Annotated in this window: 15 protein-coding genes; 12 read left to right on the top strand and 3 right to left on the bottom strand. The window is 30.5% G+C overall.

Annotation, left to right across the window (positions count from 1 at the left end):
- Positions 1–5 precede the first annotated feature (5 nt).
- The 10 genes from LCI24_RS14590 to LCI24_RS14545 all read left to right on the top strand — a co-directional run bounded on the left by LCI24_RS14590 (position 6) and on the right by LCI24_RS14545 (position 12,852).
- Positions 6–863 (top strand): hydroxymethylglutaryl-CoA lyase, encoded by an 858-nt coding sequence (locus LCI24_RS14590; RefSeq protein ID WP_274641035.1) that lies wholly within the window; start codon positions 6–8, stop codon positions 861–863.
- 6 nt (positions 864–869) lie between these two features.
- Complete coding sequence (locus tag LCI24_RS14585; RefSeq protein ID WP_274641034.1) at positions 870–1,673, top strand: hypothetical protein; 804 nt, start codon at positions 870–872, stop codon at positions 1,671–1,673.
- Positions 1,674–1,709: 36 nt separating this feature from the next.
- Positions 1,710–3,269 (top strand): bifunctional metallophosphatase/5'-nucleotidase, encoded by a 1,560-nt coding sequence (locus LCI24_RS14580; protein ID WP_274641033.1) that lies wholly within the window; start codon positions 1,710–1,712, stop codon positions 3,267–3,269.
- A 136-nt stretch (positions 3,270–3,405) separates the two neighbouring features.
- Positions 3,406–4,605, top strand: coding sequence for a DUF4856 domain-containing protein (locus LCI24_RS14575; protein ID WP_274641032.1), 1,200 nt, complete (start codon positions 3,406–3,408; stop codon positions 4,603–4,605).
- 98 nt (positions 4,606–4,703) lie between these two features.
- On the top strand, positions 4,704–5,807 hold the full coding sequence (locus tag LCI24_RS14570) for an imelysin family protein (RefSeq protein WP_274641031.1): 1,104 nt from the start codon (positions 4,704–4,706) through the stop codon (positions 5,805–5,807).
- Positions 5,808–5,906: 99 nt separating this feature from the next.
- Positions 5,907–7,271, top strand: a complete 1,365-nt coding sequence (locus LCI24_RS14565; RefSeq protein WP_274641074.1) for an HTTM domain-containing protein — start codon at positions 5,907–5,909, stop codon at positions 7,269–7,271.
- Entirely contained in the window at positions 7,261–9,723 is a 2,463-nt protein-coding gene (locus LCI24_RS14560; protein WP_274641030.1) for a TonB-dependent receptor family protein, read from the top strand. The genes LCI24_RS14565 and LCI24_RS14560 overlap by 11 nt, the downstream gene beginning before the upstream one ends.
- Positions 9,724–9,893: 170 nt before the next feature.
- Positions 9,894–10,382, top strand: coding sequence for a hypothetical protein (locus LCI24_RS14555; protein WP_274641029.1), 489 nt, complete (start codon positions 9,894–9,896; stop codon positions 10,380–10,382).
- Complete coding sequence (locus LCI24_RS14550; protein ID WP_274641028.1) at positions 10,372–12,105, top strand: tetratricopeptide repeat-containing sensor histidine kinase; 1,734 nt, start codon at positions 10,372–10,374, stop codon at positions 12,103–12,105. Before LCI24_RS14555 ends, LCI24_RS14550 begins: the two co-directional genes overlap by 11 nt.
- Positions 12,106–12,108: 3 nt before the next feature.
- On the top strand, positions 12,109–12,852 hold the full coding sequence (locus LCI24_RS14545) for a LytR/AlgR family response regulator transcription factor (RefSeq protein WP_274641027.1): 744 nt from the start codon (positions 12,109–12,111) through the stop codon (positions 12,850–12,852).
- On the opposite strand, the gene LCI24_RS14540 is transcribed toward LCI24_RS14545, so the two are convergent.
- From LCI24_RS14540 to LCI24_RS14530, 3 genes are all read right to left on the bottom strand, one after another.
- Positions 12,853–13,122, bottom strand: coding sequence for a hypothetical protein (locus LCI24_RS14540; RefSeq protein WP_274641026.1), 270 nt, complete (start codon positions 13,120–13,122; stop codon positions 12,853–12,855).
- A gap of 5 nt (positions 13,123–13,127) precedes the next feature.
- Positions 13,128–13,715 (bottom strand): hypothetical protein, encoded by a 588-nt coding sequence (locus LCI24_RS14535; protein WP_124589903.1) that lies wholly within the window; start codon positions 13,713–13,715, stop codon positions 13,128–13,130.
- 123 nt (positions 13,716–13,838) lie between these two features.
- Entirely contained in the window at positions 13,839–14,603 is a 765-nt protein-coding gene (locus LCI24_RS14530; RefSeq protein ID WP_273694414.1) for a hypothetical protein, read from the bottom strand.
- Between the two features lie 255 nt (positions 14,604–14,858).
- Between LCI24_RS14530 and guaB the strand changes: the two genes are divergently transcribed.
- Positions 14,859–16,334, top strand: a complete 1,476-nt coding sequence (guaB, locus tag LCI24_RS14525; RefSeq protein WP_274641025.1) for an IMP dehydrogenase — start codon at positions 14,859–14,861, stop codon at positions 16,332–16,334.
- A 242-nt stretch (positions 16,335–16,576) separates the two neighbouring features.
- A complete protein-coding gene (locus LCI24_RS14520; protein WP_274641024.1) occupies positions 16,577–18,952 on the top strand; it encodes a TonB-dependent receptor in 2,376 nt (791 codons plus the stop codon).
- Positions 18,953–18,954: the final 2 nt, after the last annotated feature.

Genomic DNA, 18,954 nt, shown 5'->3' with positions numbered 1-18,954 from the left:
ACACAATGGTTAACAGTGTTAAAATTATTGAATGTCCAAGGGATGCAATGCAAGGAATTAAAAGCCATTTTATTCCCACAGAGACGAAGGCTAAATACATCAATTCACTGTTAAAAGTGGGATTTGATACGATTGATTTTGGAAGTTTTGTGTCACCAAAGGCAATTCCGCAAATGAGAGATACAGCTGAAGTTTTATCGAAGTTAGATTTATCTACTACTACAAGCAAACTTTTAGCAATTGTAGCAAATGTGCGAGGAGCAAATGATGCTTCACAGTTTGAAGAAATTGATTATTTAGGATATCCTTTTTCGATATCAGAAAATTTTCAAATGCGTAATACGCATAAAACAATAGATCAATCTATAGATACTTTAAGAGAGGTATTAGCAATAGCAAACCGAACAAATAAAGAGGTAGTAGCTTATTTATCAATGGGGTTTGGAAACCCTTATGGAGACCCTTGGAGTGTTGAAATAGTAGGAGAATGGACAGAAAAACTTTCGTCGTTTGGTGTTAAAATCTTATCTTTGTCAGACACAATTGGGAGCTCAACACCTGAAGATATAGACTACTTGTTTTCAAACTTAATACCTAGTTATCCTCAAATAGAATTTGGAGCTCATTTACATACAACACCAACTAAATGGCATGAAAAAGTTGACAGTGCTTTTAAAGCAGGTTGCCGACGTTTTGATGGAGCTATTAAAGGTTATGGAGGTTGTCCAATGGCTAAAGATGAGTTAACAGGTAATATGCCAACTGAAAAGTTATTGTCTTATTTTACAGCAAATAAAGTAGCAACTAATATTAAACCAATGAGTTTTGAAAGTGCTTATAATAAAGCACTAGAAGTTTTTTAAAAGATTATGAAACTAAATATTATTTTTCTTTTTTTCTTTTTCTCAGTTTTTTCACAATCTACAGATAGTGAAAGAATAGGGGTGTGGGATGTGAAAGGTAGTAAAGTGATTAAAAATCAAACAGTAAGTGATGATTTAGCTGCTTATTATTGGGGAGAATTTAACAGGATATTCCCAAAAGAACTCACTCAGAAATATATAAAACGTATCGTTTTAATGACGGATGGGGTAGATGAAAAAACGGGTGCTTTAGTTGCATTGAGTTCAAAAAACGATAAATGGCAGTTAGAAATAGACATTAGAGATGTTAATTTTGAAACTAAAGATAAAAGAAGGTTACACGAGTCAGTATATACTTTAGTACATGAGTTTGGACATTTACTAACACTAAATAGAACTCAGATAAGACCAACAGATAAGAGGCAACAAGAAGAAGGAGAGTTATATTTAACTCTTGAAGGAGAAGCCTATAAAAACAGTTATATAAATAGGTTTGTTAACATATTTTGGAAAGGAGCATTATTAAATCGTTGGGATGTTATTCAAAGAAAATATTGTTATACAGAAGCAAACTGTGTAGAAAAACTGTATGATTTATATTTAAATAATAGAACAGAGTTTCTTACAGATTACGCAGCTGAAAGTCCAGAAGAAGATATTGTTGAAAGCTGGACAGCCTTTGTGTTAAGACCTAAGATTAAAAAACCTAGAACTATAGCACATAAAAAAATAAACTTTTTTTATCAATTTCCAGAATTGGTAGAATATAGAAAAATGATAAGACAAAACACTCGTCAATATCTTCATTAGAATTCGTAAATTTGGTTTTCTTATAAAAAAAGCCAAATGAAGCAATTTAAAACCCTATTACTACTTTTAATAACTTACACTTTAGTTAGTTGTGGTTCTCCTCAAAAGAAAATAAATACAACTACATCAGAGACAACGTATCAGTTTAAAAAAGATACTGATAAAATCTATTTCACAATATTACAGTTAAATGATGTATATGAAATAGCTCCAATTCAAGGAGGAATGTATGGAGGAATGGCAAGAGTAGAAACAGTTCACAAACAACTTTTAAAAGAAGATAAAAACACCATGCTAGTATTAGCAGGAGATTTTTTATCACCATCTTTACTAGGAACAATGAAGTATAATGGTGAACGAGTAAGAGGGAAACAAATGGTAGAAGTAATGAATACTATGAACTTTGACCTTGTTGCATTTGGAAACCACGAATTCGATTTAAGTTTTACACATTTACAAGATCGTTTGAATGAGAGTAAGTTTGATTGGATATCAGCCAATGTATTACATAATGTTGATGGTAAACACTCTTATTTTCATAAAATCGTTGATGGAAAAAAAGAAACGTTAAAGGATTTTTTCATTAAAGAATTTAAGAATTCAGATGGAACTACTTTAAAAGTAGGGTTTATAAGTGTTTGTATTCCATCAAACCCCAAAAGTTACGTGTATTATGGAGATATGTATAAAGAAATAAAACGTTCTTATAACGAAATAAAAGATAAAGTTGACATCGTACTAGGGTTAACTCATGCATCACTTAAACAGGATAAAGAAATAGCAAAACTTTTACCAAATGTGCCATTAATTATGGGAGGGCACGAACACACAAATAGTTACACAAAAGTAGGAGAGGTTACAATTACAAAAGCAGATGCTAACGCAAAAACAGCCTATATTCATAGGTTTGAATATAACCCAAAAACCAAAAAAGTTAACTTTAAATCTGAGTTAAAAGAAATTAATAAATCAATCCCTTTTGATACGAGTGTAAAAGAAGTTGTAGATAAATGGCAAGCAGTCTTAGAAGATAAAATTCAAGAAGTAGTATCGAATCCTTATGAAGTAATATACAAGGCAGCTGAACCTTTAGATGCAAGAGAAAGTACAATTAGAGTTGTACAAACCAATATGGGTAAAATTATTGCAGAATCAATGAGCTTAGCTTATAATAATGAAGTAGACTGTGCCTTGGTAAATGGAGGGTCTGTACGAATAGATGATAAATTATCAGGAGATATAAATGCTGTTGATATTTTTAGAGTATTACCATATGGAGGAGAGATTTTAAAAGTTGAAATTAAAGGAAGCTTATTAAAGAAGGTGTTAGATTTTGGTGTAGAATCTTCAGGAACAGGAGCCTATTTACAAAGATTTAATGCTAATAAACATAATGGGGAATGGATACTTAAGAATGGTAAACTTCAAGAAAACCAAACTTATACAGTTGCTTTTTCAGATTATTTATTAAGAGGACTTGATATTCCGATGCTTTCAAGTAAAAGTAAAGGGGTTTTAAGTATTTATACGCCAAAAAAAGAAGAAGTAGCATATGATATACGTAAAGCAGTTGTTAATTTCCTTAAGCTAAAATAGTTTTAAAGTCTTGTTTATTAGTGATATAATTAGAAGTGTTAAAATTTATTTAAAATAAGTCTTAATAAGATTTGTGAGGTTGGATTTCTTATATAAATTTGCCAAATAAAATTAATTAAAACTTAATCTAAATAAGATGAAAAGAGTAATCCTTTCTATGATAGCTGTATCAGCTTTAGTGTTTACTTCTTGTTCGAGTGATGACGAGCCAGTAAATTCAGTAAAAGCACCAGCAACTTACAAGTTTGAAAGAAATAATGAATCCTCAGTAAGTTTTTCAGGTCAAACGACTCGAATTAAAATGGCTACTGAATTAATTACAGCATTAAAAAATACTGTAAAAACTGAAGCTGATTTAGATAACATGTTTGCACATGCTGAAGGAGATGCAGACTTTACCGATGCAACATTAAACGCTTCAGGTAAAAATGTACGTAGTAAAACAGCAGCTTCAACCGATTTCTTTTCTGCAAATACAACAGAAGCTAATGCAATTAAAGCTCAATTTGATGCTTGGATAAAAGAGCAAGTAGATGATGTATTTCCAAACAGGGATGTTGACGCAGTAGCAGGAACAGCAGGTAAACTTCAACAAAATGGAGGAGGTTCTATTAGATACATAAACGGAAAAGGAGTTGAGCTGAATCAAATTTTTGCAAAATCATTAATCGGAGGTTTAATGGTTGATCAAATGTTAAACAACTACTTAGGTACAGCTGTATTAGATGCAGGAAATAATATTACTAACAACGATAATGATGTTGTTGAGGAAGGAAAAAGTTATACAACAATGGAGCATAAGTGGGATGAGGCTTACGGTTACTTATATGGTAACGAAGCTAACCCAGCTGAACCAGTATTAGAAGCTGATAAGTTTTTAAACGAATATTTATCAAAAGTAAATGGTGACGCTGATTTTGCTGGTATAGCAGATGATATTTACAATGCATTTAAGTTAGGAAGAGCAGCTATTGTTGCTAAAAATTATGATGTTCGTAATGAGCAAGCAGAAATTATTCGTGAAAAAATTTCAAATGTAATTGCAATTAGAGGAGTATATTACTTACAACAAGGTAAAAATTTATGGGCGACCGATAAGGCAGCAGCATTTCATGCTATTTCAGAAGGTTTAGGATTTGTTTACAGTTTACAATTTACTCGTAAAAATAATGCTACAGAAGCATACTTTACCAAAACAGAAGTAGAAGGTTTATTAGAAGACTTATTAGGAACAGGAAATGGTTTATGGGAAGATACTACACCAACAACATTAGATACTGTTTCTGAAACTATCGCTGCTAAATTTAACTTCACCGTAACAGAAGCAGGGAGCTAACAAGCAAATAATTTAAGAATTCTTATAAAAAGTAGTTATGATTTCATAGCTACTTTTTATATTTGCAAAAGTTTTATTTAGAATAAATAGAAATAAAAATGATTAAAAAGTTTTTACCTTTCCTATTACTTGCAGTTGTAGTTTATGCTTGTAGTTCAGATAGTTCAGATAACCCAACAACATCAGATGGCTTTGATAGAGGAGCAATGCTAACACATTTAGCAGATAATATAATTATACCTTCTTTTGAAGCGTTTGATAGCCAGTTAACTACGTTAGAAACAAAAGCAACTTCTTTTACTGATACTCCAAATGCAACAACTTTAGCAGAAGTACGTACAGCTTGGTTAAATGCTTACAAAGCATGGCAACACGTGGAAATGTTTAATATAGGTAAGGCCGAAGAATTAGGTTTCGTAAACTTTTTTAATATTTATCCGCTTACGGTTATAGATGTAGAAAGTAATATAAGTAACGGAACATACGATTTAAATAGTTCTAACAACCATGACGCACAAGGTTTTCCAGCGTTAGATTATTTATTGTACGGTGTAGCAGCAAATGATACTGCTATTTTAGAAAAATACACAACGGATGCAAATGCAGCTAATTACAAAAAGTATATAACTGATGTGATTGCTCAAATGAGCGGATTAACAACTACAATTCTAAACGATTGGAAAGGAAGTTATAAAGATCAGTTTGTAGCATCTACAGGAAATACAGCTAGCTCATCATTAAATAAATTGGTTAATGATTTTATTTTTTATTACGAAAAAGGATTAAGAGCTAATAAGTTTGGAATTCCAGCAGGAAACTTTTCATCAACACCATTACCAGAAAAAGTTGAAGCATATTACAATCGAGTAGCATCAAAAGCATTAGCATTAGAAGCATTAAATGCTGTTCAAGATTTTTTCAACGGAAATAACTTTAACGCAGCGGGTTCTGGAATTAGTTTTAAAAGTTATTTAGAGTACTTAAAAAGAGGTGATTTAGTAAACTTAATAAACACACAGTTTAATACAGCTGAAACACAAGTAGATACATTAAACGATGATTTCTATCAACAAATAAACACAGATAATACTCAAATGACAAAATCATTTGATGAGCTACAAAAAGTAGTAGTGTATTTAAAAGTAGATATGCTACAGGCTTTTAATGTTAGTGTAGATTATGTTGATGCCGACGGAGATTAATCATTGAAAACAAAATAACAAAGCTGTCTATGAAAATAGGCAGCTTTTATTAAAATAACTATTTAGTCATACTTTTTGTAGGTGAAGCATATCATAAAAATGATTTCTAAAAATTACCTTTCAAAGCAAATAAATTCAGCCCCTTTGGCTGTTTTTCGTGTTTTTTTTGGGGTTATGATGCTTTTTGGTATCCTACGATTTTGGTATCATGGCTGGATAGAAAAACTATATTTACAACCTACATTTCACTTTTCATATTACGGTTTTGAATGGGTAAAACCTATTGGAAATTATACATATTTACTATTTATAATTAGTGGTTTATCAGCAGCATTGGTGGCTTTAGGGTTTAAATATAGATTCGCCATTATAACATTCTTTCTAAGCTTTACCTATATAGAGTTAATGGATAAAACAACCTATTTAAACCATTACTACTTTATAAGCATCCTAAGTTTTGTACTAATCTTTTTACCCGCAAACGCTCGTTTTTCTTTAGATGCTTACCTAAGAAAAAGAGAATATACAAATGTGCCAAAATGGACAATAGATAGTGTAAAATTGCTTTTAGGAATTGTATACTTTTATGCAGGTTTAGCAAAATTAAATTCCGATTGGTTATTTAGAGCACAACCCCTAAAAATATGGTTACCATCAAAATATGATTTACCATTTATAGGAAATAATTTAATGCAACAAGAATGGTTTCACTACACAATGAGTTGGTGTGGAGCTTTGTATGATTTATCAATTCCTTTTTTATTATTGTATAAAAGAACACGTTTGTTAGCTTTCGGGTTGGTTGTGTTTTTTCATGTATTTACTAGGGTTTTATTTCCTATAGGTATGTTTCCTTTTATAATGATTGTTGCGACACTCATTTTTTTCGATGCCTCTTTACATGAAAAAATTATTCAATATATAAAACGAGTGTTCTCAATTTCATCAGAAACAGTTCAACAAGTTAAAGAATATACATATCCAAAACTTAAAAAGAAAGTCATCTTATCAATCTTAGGAACTCTTTTTATACTTCAAATTCTATTGCCATGGCGTTACTTATTGTATCCAGGAGAATTATTCTGGACAGAAGAAGGTTTTCGTTTTTCGTGGCGAGTTATGTTAATGGAGAAAGCAGGTTATGCAAACTTTAAAATTGTTGATGGGGAAACAGGGAAGTTTTTTTATGTAAACAATACTGATTTTTTAACCTCTTTTCAAGAAAAGCAAATGAGCTTTCAGCCTGATTTTATTTTAGAATACGCCCATTATTTAGGAGATCACTTTAAAAAAGACGGTCATAAAAATATAGAAGTCTACGTGGAGAGTTTTGTAGCATTAAACGGACGATTAAGTCAACCATATATAAACCCTAACATAGATTTATATAAACAAAAAGAAAGCTTTAAACATAAAGATTGGATATTACCTTTTAATGATAAAATTAAAATTTATGGACTATAAACATATGTTCAAACACACAAAATTAGCTCAGAATATACTAAAGTTAATATGTGTATTATTCTTTACTGCCTCAACTTTTGCTCAAAACAAAGTTTCAGGTGTGGTAACTTCTGAAATGCATACGAAGTTGCAAAATGTAAAAGTATATAATAAAACAGGTAGATTGTTAGCAGAGACTAACAGTAAAGGATTTTATCAATTTTCAACAGAAAAAGAACAATTAGAATTGTTATTTTATGTTGAAGAGTACCAATTAAAAGAGCTTAAAATTACAGTTGTAAAAGACGTTGTATTAAACGTTCAATTAAACTCTTTTTCAGAAGAGTTATCAGAAATACAAATCAAAACACAACGAAGAAAAGTATTTGAGTTAAAACGCTTAAAAGATGTAGAAGAAACAGCCATTTTTGCCGGAAAAAAGACCGAAGTTGTTTTAGTAAATCAATCTACAGCAGCATTAGCTTCTAATAACGCACGTCAGTTATACAGTCAAGTAGCAGGATTAAATATTTTTCAGAATGATGATGCAGGTTTACAGTTAAATATTGGTGGTAGAGGATTAGATCCAAACAGAACCTCTAATTTTAATACACGCCAAAACGGATACGATATTAGTGCAGATGTGTTAGGGTACCCAGAAAGTTATTATACACCACCGGCAGAAGCATTGAATGAAATTCAAATTGTAAGAGGAGCAGCTTCGTTACAATATGGAACTCAGTTTGGAGGGCTAGTAAACTTTATAATGAAGAAACCGAACCCTAACAAACCATTAGAAATCATTACAAGAAATACTTTAGGAAGTAATAATTTATTTACCAACTTTACAAGTGTGGGAGGAACCAAAGGTAAATTTAGCTATTACGGATATTACAATTACAAGCAAGGAGATGGTTTCCGTTCGAATTCAGAATTCGATTCAAAAAATGCCTTTGCACATTTAGGATATGAGATCTCAGACAGAACAAAGCTAGAAGCAGAAATTACATATTTGAAATATGTAGCTCAACAAGCAGGTGGATTAACTGATGCAATGTTTGTAGAAAACCCTTTTCAGAGTAATAGAGAACGTAATTGGTTTCAAGTAGATTGGTTTTTGTACAATCTTAAGTTAGCACATCGTTTTTCAGATAAAACAAATTTCACATTTAATTTCTTTGGTTTAAATGCTTCTAGAGATGCCGTAGGGTATAGAACTAATAGAGTTAGTGATGAAGATCCTGGTAGAGAAAGACAAGTTATAAAGGGAGATTTTAATAACTTCGGATTTGAAGCTAGGTTATTATCAGAATATGAGTTATTCAATAAAAAAGCTACTTTTTTAATAGGAAGTAAGTTTTATAAAGCAAACAACACATCAGCGCAAGGCCCGGGATCTGAATTATCAGATGCTGACTTTAAAATTTATTCAGAAGAGTATCCAAACTACCCAAGACAATCAAACAGTACATTTCCTAATTTAAATATCGCATTGTTTGGAGAAAATATTTTCTATTTAAATGATCAATGGTCAATAACTCCAGGTTTTCGTTTAGAACATATAAAAACCGAAAGAGAAGAATTCATAACAGATATTACCACCGATGCAGCAGGGAATGTTATCAATAGAAATGAAAGAGACGAGGAAGAAACAAAAGAACGTACTTTTTTATTATTAGGAGTAGGAACTAGTTATAAGCCTAACACCTCAATAGAATTTTATGGGAATGTTTCACAAAACTATCGTTCAGTAACCTTTGCAGATATAAGTACCGCGAATCCTGCTTTTGCAATAGCAGAAGATATTACAGATGAAAGAGGATTTACAGCCGATATAGGAGTAAGGGGAGATTTTAACAAAGTAGTATCATATGATGTAAGTGTTTTTGGACTTTTTTACAATGACAGAATAGGTATTTATACAAGACCAGATGGTAAACCAGAAAGAGATAATATTGGAGATGCAAGGATTCTTGGTATAGAGAGTCTTTTTGATTTGAATATAAAAAAGATGTTTGATATAAATAGCGATTATAACTTTAATTACTTCGTAAATACATCATATACAAACTCAGAGTATACCTCTTCAATAGCAAATGGAATTGTAGGTAATAAAGTAGAATTTGTACCAGAATTTAACTTTAAAACTGGTGTTAAGTTTGGATATAAAAACTTATTATCAAGCTTACAATATACTTACCTAACACAACAATTTTCTGATGCATCGAATGCTGTTATAGCAGATTCAAATTCAAGTATAGCTAAAATAAGTGGAGTAGTAGGAGAAATTCCTGCTTATGGAGTATTAGATTTCTCAGTTTCTTACAAATACAAAATTTTCAAGTTAGAAGCAGGAGTAAATAATCTGTTAGACGAAAAATACTTTACACGTAGAGCAACAGGATACCCTGGACCAGGTATTATACCATCCGCTCCGAGAAATTGGTACGTAACATTACAGTTTAAAATTTAAAATAAAGGGAGAAGCTTCGGTTTCTCCCTTTTTTTAATCGGTAGAAATAAGAGAAGTTTTGTTAAAGATAATTTTCTCTATAACTGCTATAAATTATTAACAAACTATTTTTTCTTTTCTTTTTATAATTGTAATTTTAGCCAAATAACCAAATTAAAAAATTATAGAAGATGGGAAACCCAGTAAACGTTAATGGAGTTACATTAGAGTTAAAGTACTTTAGAAAATTTGATACAAATATTAGTGCAGATAATGTACCTACAGGTCCTTTAGTAAACATGTCTAGAGATGAATCAGGAAACAGTGCAACTCCTAACACCGTGACGGTTTTAGCATACTTACCAGACAATACATTAAACCCAGTAGATAATACAAGTGGATTGCAATTAGAAGGAAACGAAGTTTATTTAAATTACTATGGAGTTACACCAACTAAAATCTTAAACAAAGATGGTGGGTACGATACTGTAAGTTGTAGAGACTTTAGAGTAGAGTTTAATTGCGATGAAGTAGCTAGCCAATACGATTTATATTATGTACAGTTTGCCTATCAATTAGATGAAGGAACTCCTTCTGTAGATATGATTTTAGTACGTAGTGAAAATGATGATCCAGAAACAGATAGAGGAACTGTGACTGCGCCTGCTGATGGAGATTAGTAAGTATTGTTTAAGTATTCTACTTTTTATAGTTTTCAATTTCAATGTTTTTTCTCAAAGTCAAGAAAAAATTAAAGATTTAGATTTATTTATTAATAGGGCAGAAACATTAAGTACAAACCATAGCAATAAATTTTTTTCTAAAGCTTTCGAGTTTTATAAAAAAAGAAATTTTGATTCGTGCTACGCCTATAGTGGTAGAGCATTACTTGGTGAGTTAAGACAAGAAGAAAAAGATATTGTAAATTATATACAGTCAGTATCAGCAGCAAAGAAGAAACTTTATAAGAAAGCTTTATCTAGTGTTTTGAACATGTCAGAAAATGGCTTGTATGAAAGTTTAAAGGAACAAAAGTTAGGACAAGTTTATTTAAGCCTTAAAAAATTTGATAAAGCAATTTATCATTATGAAAAATGGTCAAAAAAAAATGAGAGTTCTGTTTTAAAAATTAGAAGAGCTTCATTTCATAATTTAGGCTTAAGTTATTTACATAAAAAAGAATATTCAAAAGCAAAAGAATACTTTTCAAAAGAACTTTCTTTGATTGAACAAAGAGATACAGCTGCAATTATAAGAACTAAAATGGATTTAGCAAATGTCTATTATAATCAATACTTAGATGATGATGCAATTCCGTTATTTGTAGAGGCATATGACTTAGCAAAATTATTTTCTGATTTAGAGCTTAAACAATACACAGCCAAAAACATGGCGGTTGTAGAGAAGAATAGAAAAAACTACCAAAAAAGTGTTGATTATTATATAGAATACGGTCGTTGGAAAGATTCTATATGGAACCGCGATAAAATTTGGGAGCTTACAGAAAAAGACAAACAATTAGCCGTAGCTCAAAAGCAACAAGAAATCGTTTTACAAGAAGAACAGCTAAAACGTCAAGCAGTGGTGCAAAAGAGTTTGGTTATAGGAGCTTCAGGTTTATTAGTTTTTCTCGGGTTTTTAGGTTATTTTTATAGAGAGTTAAAAAGTAAAAATAGGTTTATAACCCAGCAAAAAGAAGAGTTAAACGTAGCTAACAAAACGAAAGACTATTTATTTTCTGTAGTGTCTCATGATTTACGTTCACCAATTAATACAATTAAGCGACAACACGAAAAGCTAAAACGACAGTTAAAAAACAAAGAGTATGATGCGGTAAGTGAAACGACTAACAATGCGATTGCATTAACAGAAAGTACGAGTCATTTATTAAATAATGTATTGCATTGGTCGTTAGAGCAAAACAATCAGTTATCGTTTAAAGCAGAAGAATATGCTTTAAAACCATTGGTAGAGCAGGCTGTTTATAACTTTGAAGAAATTGCAGAAGCTAAAAACATTGCATTAACAACCATGTTAGAAGCTACTATTTTGGTAAAAGCAGATAAGGAATCCTTAAAAATAGTATTGAGAAATTTGTTAGATAATGCACTAAAATACACAGGAGAAAACGGTAAAATAGCAATAAAAACCTATAACGACTCTGAAGAATTTAGTGTAATTGAAATTAAAGACACAGGTTTTGGAATTTCAGAAGAAAAACTAGCAAAAATTAAAGGATTAGAAGATTTAAGTATTGACAAAATTAACAGATCTGAGGGCGTAGGGCTAGGTATGTTACTGTGTCAAACACTTATTAAAAAGAATAATGGAAAATTACTCATAGATAGTGAGTTGGAAGTGGGGACAACTATACGAATTTTGTTACCCAACGCAAGCGCATAAATTATGAAAAGACTACAATTACTATTGCTAGAAGATTCAGGAGAGGAAGCTTTAGAACTTTCTTCTTTTTTAGAAGATAATGACTATGAAATATCATTAGCAAAAAATGCGGTAGAAGCAGAAAAACTGATTAGAAACCGCTTTTTTGATGTTATTATTTTAGACATCATGATAAACGGAAGACCAGACGGAATTTCGTTAGCACACCGTTTGAATAAAGAAGGAATTAATGTGCCTTTTTTATTCTTAACAAGTATGCAAGGAAGAGAAATTTTTGATGAAGCAAAATTAACCAATCCGTTAGTATATCTTTTAAAGCCATATAACAAGCTAGAATTGTTATTCTCTTTAGAATTGGCAATTGAGTCGTGTTATCAGCAAAACAACAGTATTAGTTTAGCATCAGATAATGGTGTAATAAGTCCAGCTTTTTTATTCATAAAGAAAAAAAGAAGCGTAGTAAAAGTTGATGTAGCTGCTATTAATTATGTAGAAGTAAAAGAAAAATACTGTAGTATAATTTGCGACTCAGGAAACTATCTAATAAAGTTATCGTTAACCAAGCTAAAAGACATGCTGTCTAATCCAGATTTTAGACAAGTGCATAGAAATTACTTGGTAAACGTTAAGAAAATCAAAGAAATTTACTTTGAAGATAACCTTATAGTATTAGACAATGAAGAGAAAATTCTCTTTAGTGAGCGTTATAAAACAGCATTTATAAAAGACAATACAATTTTTAGATAGTTATACAATTTTAGAAACTAAACTAATAACAAAGCCAAAGCCATTTTCGATATTAGAAATAGCTTTGGCTTTTTCGTTATTACTAATAGTAGCATCATCAATAAGTTTAAGTGTTTTTATGGCATTAGCATTGGTAATTTTACTTTCCTTAATAAAAGTATCCACTTCACTAAGTTTTAAGTTAGTTAAACTAGCTAATTGTTTGTTAAACTCAGCATCAGTTTGTGAAGCAGCCTCTTTAGCTATATTGTTCCAATCTATAGAATTCATAATTGTTATTTTTCAGTAATTACTTTTTCAATATTTATCAATTTATTTAGAGTATTCCCAGTTTTATCAATACTCTGATTAATGGTGTTTTCAACTTTTTTTATGTTAATTCTGTCACCTGTAAGTTGATCTATAGCAGATAAAGCATCACTTTCTGTAGTTTTTACCTTTACAACAGAATTAATTAAATTTTGAAGTGAAGTAGTAGCTTTACTATAATCGCTATAATTAGAATTTAGTTGGTTTAAAATATCTTGCCTTTGTAAATCCAATACACTTTGAAGAGAGTCTTTTTTACGATTAATAATAGGAACAATACTATTTAGAATATTAGGCAATTCCTTTTTATAATCTAAAGAATCAGGTAATAAACCCTCAAACTTTTTTAGTAGAGTAGGGGTGTATTTGTTCTCAATAAATAAATTGATTTTTTCTTTTCGTTCATCAAAAAGTCTGTTGACTAAAGAAACATTTAGCTGATGCATATTATCTGCCTCTTTAATAACCTCTTTCGTTAATGTTACAGTAGAGCTTGGAATACTGGCACAGGAAAAAAGAAAAAAAGAAAAAACAGATACGTAAAAGTATTTCATAAGTGTAGTTAGTTTATAATTAAAAAGAGGTTGTTACAGTATTGAGCTAAGTTCGGTTAGTATGCTGTAAGCTCTATTATAAATAATCACTTAACGTAACAACCTCTTTGTTTTTAAGTATAATTAATTTGTATTAGTTTTTGGTATGATAAAAATGGACTTAACTCTATCTATAATACCCTGTAGGATACTAAAAATAGCTTCTGAAGAAAAACCTCCAATAAGAGCTAAAACTCCTTTGTTAAACAAGTTAATATCTTCAGGGCTTTTGGTGTAAAACGAAATAATTTCAGACATAATAAGTCCGGCAATAATACCAAGTACTATTTGGGCTAAATAAGAAATAGATTCTTCTGAAACCATGGTAGATTCTCTAATAGAATCGCTAACTCTTTTCAATAAATAAAAAATAACCCCCAAACCAGCAACAGATGCTAAATAAGAGAGGTTTAAAAGGAGTGGCAATCCAGAGTTATTCATTAAGCCTTTATCTAATGAGTCATTATTTACATCAGGAGAAAGTGCAGTAACAATGAATAAAACCAAAAAGAAAAGCGCTAAGAAAATAAGATTCCTAACTATAGGAAGCTTACTGAAAATAGATTTATTTTGACCTTCATCACGAAGAGCTTTCGTGTATTCTATCGATTTTGGTGTTGCAGGAGCAATATTTTTAACAAGAATGTTATGAGCATTTATCAAATCGTTCAGATTCTTACTTTCAATTAAAGAGTTCACTTCAGTATTAATAACAATACCATTATAAATAGCGTATGATAGCATGTTGTTAATCTCAGTAATTAATTCTATAGATACTTTAGGGTAAACACCATTACTATTAGTGCTAACAATTTTTTTACTGTCTTTTTGAAGGGTGTTATTTTCCATTGCTTTGTTTTACGAGTTCTAATATATGCAAAAGCAATATAAATTTAAAAAAAAGGTGAAAAAGAAAATAGAAGAAAAACCCTCAACGTATAAAACTTGATTATTAACGTAATAGAAAAAAGGTTTAAATAAAATGCTACTAAAAAAATAAACATTTAAAAAATGATTTTCTTAACTTAAATTTAAAGGTTGTTTTTGCATTATTTGTAGTATATTTGCATGCAATTAATTAACAACACACTAAATTGATTGCATATGCAAGCTCATCAATCTAAAATACTAGGCGAAGGATTAACGTATGATGACGTTTTATTAGTTCCAGCTTATTCAGAAGTACTTCCAAGAGAAGTTTCAATTCAAACAAAATTTACAAGAAATATAACAATCAATGTTCCTATTGTATCTGCAGCAATGGATACGGTAACTGAGTCTGCTATGGCAATTGCTATTGCAAGAGAAGGAGGAATAGGAGTGTTACATAAAAACATGACAATTGAGCAACAAGCTCAAGAAGTTCGTAAGGTAAAGCGTGCAGAAAGCGGAATGATAATCGACCCGATTACCTTATCATTAAGTGCAATTGTTTTAGATGCAAAACAAGCAATGCGTGAGCATAAAATTGGAGGTATTCCAATTGTTGATGAAGCAGGGAAATTAGTAGGAATTGTAACTAATCGTGACTTACGTTTCGAAAAAAATAACGAGCGCCCTATAGTTGAAGTTATGACCTCTGAAAACTTAGTAACAGTTGCAGAAGGAACTTCTTTAAAAGATGCTGAAGTTATTTTACAAGAAAATAAGATTGAAAAGTTGCCAGTTGTTAATGACGATGATAAGCTTGTGGGGTTAATTACCTTTAGAGATATAACAAAACTTACACAGAAACCAACAGCAAACAAAGATACTTTTGGACGTTTACGTGTAGCTGCGGCATTAGGAGTAACACACGATGCGGTTGATAGAGCAGAAGCATTGGTTAATGCAGGAGTAGATGCTGTGATTATTGATACGGCTCACGGACATACCAAAGGAGTAGTTTCTGTATTAAAAGAAGTAAAAGCAAAGTTTCCTGAATTAGATGTAGTTGTAGGAAACATAGCAACTCCTGAAGCAGCTAAATATTTAGTAGAAGCAGGAGCTGATGCGGTAAAAGTAGGAATAGGACCAGGGTCTATTTGTACAACACGTGTAGTTGCTGGTGTAGGATTTCCACAATTTTCAGCAGTATTAGAAGTAGCCGCTGCAATTAAAGGAAGTGGAGTTCCTGTAATTGCTGATGGAGGTATTCGTTATACAGGAGATATTCCAAAAGCGGTTGCTGCAGGAGCAGATTGTGTGATGTTAGGATCTTTATTAGCAGGAACTAAAGAATCACCAGGAGAAACTATTATTTACGAAGGAAGAAAATTCAAATCGTACCGTGGAATGGGGTCTGTTGAAGCAATGAAACAAGGTTCAAAAGATCGTTATTTCCAAGATGTAGAAGACGATATTAAAAAGTTAGTTCCAGAAGGAATTGTAGGTCGTGTTGCTTACAAAGGAGAATTACAAGAAAGTATTCACCAGTTTGTAGGTGGATTACGTGCAGGAATGGGATACTGTGGAGCAAAAGATATTGAAACACTAAAAAATACAGGAAAATTTATCCGTATTACTGCAAGTGGAATTAACGAAAGTCACCCACACGATGTTGCTATAACTAAAGAAGCACCTAACTATAGTAGACGATAAAATATAAAGTTATTATTACCTTAATTAAGGTAAAGACAAAAGCTGTTAATTTAAATATTAACAGCTTTTTTAATTATATTTTAAAAAGTAAGAAGTAAAATTGTTTTTTGAATTAAAAAATCTTTTTTTTGCTATCAAATTAAAATTGTTTTTTGAATAGTAAGAAAAATACACTACTACTTTTTTTGTTATGTCCCCTTTTTATCTTTAGTCAAAATTTAGATAAGATAGGGAAGTCTCCGTTGTTTAAGTTAACGGGAGGTGTTGGAGTAAATACAGTGTATTATGACGGAAATTCTAATAGAGAGCCTTTTACCTATTTTTTGTCTGGAAATGTAAACGTAAATATCAGTGATATTTATAATATTCCAGTTTCTTTTTCATATTCAAATAGTAAATTTCAAACAAATACGCCGTTCACTTTTAATAGGTTGAGTCTTCATCCGAGTTATAAGTGGGTTACCGCACATATTGGAGATGTAAATATGAGCTTTTCGCCTTATACATTAAATGGACATCAATTTACAGGGGTTGGTTTTGATTTGTCTCCTAAAGATAAATTAAAAATAAGTTTAATGTATGGTAGATTGTTAAAAGAGAGAGAGTTTAACGAAGAAAATTTAAATGGAGAGGCAAATTACAAGCGAATAGGTTATGGTATTAAAGCTTCTTATAAGTTTGATAAGTTAACAGCAGGAGTTATATTTTTTAGAGCAAAAGATGATATAGAGTCTTTAAGAAATCCAATTCCAATTGAAAGAGAAATACTACCTAAAGACAATACAGTAGTAAGCTTTAATACAGAATTAGATTTTTTTAAAGATTTAAAACTTAAGGGAGAAGTAGCTTTATCAGCATTAACAGAAGATACAAGAGTTGAAGGGAAAAGTGACCATTTTGCTTCATTTTTATTATCAAGTAATCCAACAACCCAATATTATAAAGCATATAATTTAAACTTTGTTTACAAGGTAGGAAGAGGAGCAATAGGATTAGGATATGAATTAATTGACCCTAATTATAGAACTTTAGGAGGTTATTTTTTCAACAATGATTTAGAGAACTTAACCGTTAATGCATCTCAAACTATTTTCAAAGATAAACTATCTATAAACTTAAATGCAGGTTTACAAAACGATGATATTGATAATACAAAAGCTACTCAGTTAAGTAGATTGGTTAGTTCTATTAACTTAGGGTACAATGCAAGTGAAAAGTTAAATGTTAGTGCAGGCTATTCTAATTTTCAATCTTATACTAATATTAAAAACCAATTCGATTTTATTAATGGTGTATCTCAAATAGAGGAAGAGTTGGATCAAGATAATATAAGTCAGATTTCACAAAATGCAAATGTGAATGTAAATTATATTTTAGAAGAAACTCCAAGTACTAGACAAAATTTAAACCTTAGTTTGTCTTTTCAAGATGCTGTAAACAAAATAGGCGATGAAGTTAGAGAAGAAGACGCATCTTCGTTTTATAATTTTACAGGAGCATATACCATTGGATATCCAGATTCAGATTTAACAATTTCAGGAGCTGTTAATGCTAGTTATAGTGAACTAGGAATAACAGATGAAAATTTAATTTTTGGTCCTACAATATCTGCAACTAAAGGTTTTCTTGAAAAGAGACTGAAATTAAACGGTTCATTAAGTTACAATGAAAGTATTAATAACGGAAACAGAGAAAGTCAGGTAACTAATTTAAGAACGGGAGCTAGGTATGTACATCAAAAAAGACACAATTTTAATTTAAACGGACTTTTTCAATTAAGAAACTCAACCAATATTTCGAATAATAGTTTTACCGTAACATTTGGATACACATATAATTTTGGAATTTTTAATTCTAAAAATATCAAGTTTAAAAGAAAACCAAAGACAAAAAAAGAGAAAAAAGTAAAGAAGGTTAAAAAGCCTATTAGATTTATTTACAAAGACTCTTTATATGAAGGAACAATTCCTGAAATAAGTTCTAAAATAAAAAAACTATTAGATTCAGAAAATTTTAAGAGCATACCAAAACAGATAAATCAGAAATTGCAAGATGAGAGAGTACTAATAGCAAAGGAAAAAAGTAAAAGAGTATATAAAATAAAAGCAATTCAATTACTTGATGATATATATAAGTCTAAAGAATATTTAAAAGATTATAATGAGCTAATATATCAAGCTTTAATAGGTGTTTATAAAAGTGCTGTGTATTTAGATTATCCAACAGAACAAGATTACTTGAAAAATAAAAAAGAAATAAGAAAACATACTTTATGGAGTAAGACACCAGAAGAAAGAATAAAGTACTCTAGAGCATTACAAACTGAATTTAGTAGAATGAATAAAGTGTATAAGAGGTCTCTTAAAAAATTACTTGTACATAGGTGGATTGTTTCAAAGATAGAAGAATATGAAACTATAAAGAAGGTTGAAGAAGACTCAGATGTGTTTGAAAAATTTAGAGAGGTCAATGCATCTAAAGTTTATAAGATGTTTAAAATGAATGAGAAAAGAAAGAAAATAAAATTATATTTGCAAGGACTCGTAATAGAGTTTTTAGCGAAAGAATCAGAAAAACATATTGATGAAAGTCAATATGAATTAAAATATATGGACTAACC

The sequence above is a fragment of the Tenacibaculum larymnensis genome (genome assembly GCF_028829235.1).
GTDB classification, from domain to species: Bacteria; Bacteroidota; Bacteroidia; order Flavobacteriales; family Flavobacteriaceae; genus Polaribacter; species Polaribacter larymnensis.
This window is presented reverse-complemented; position numbering and strand designations above follow the sequence as displayed.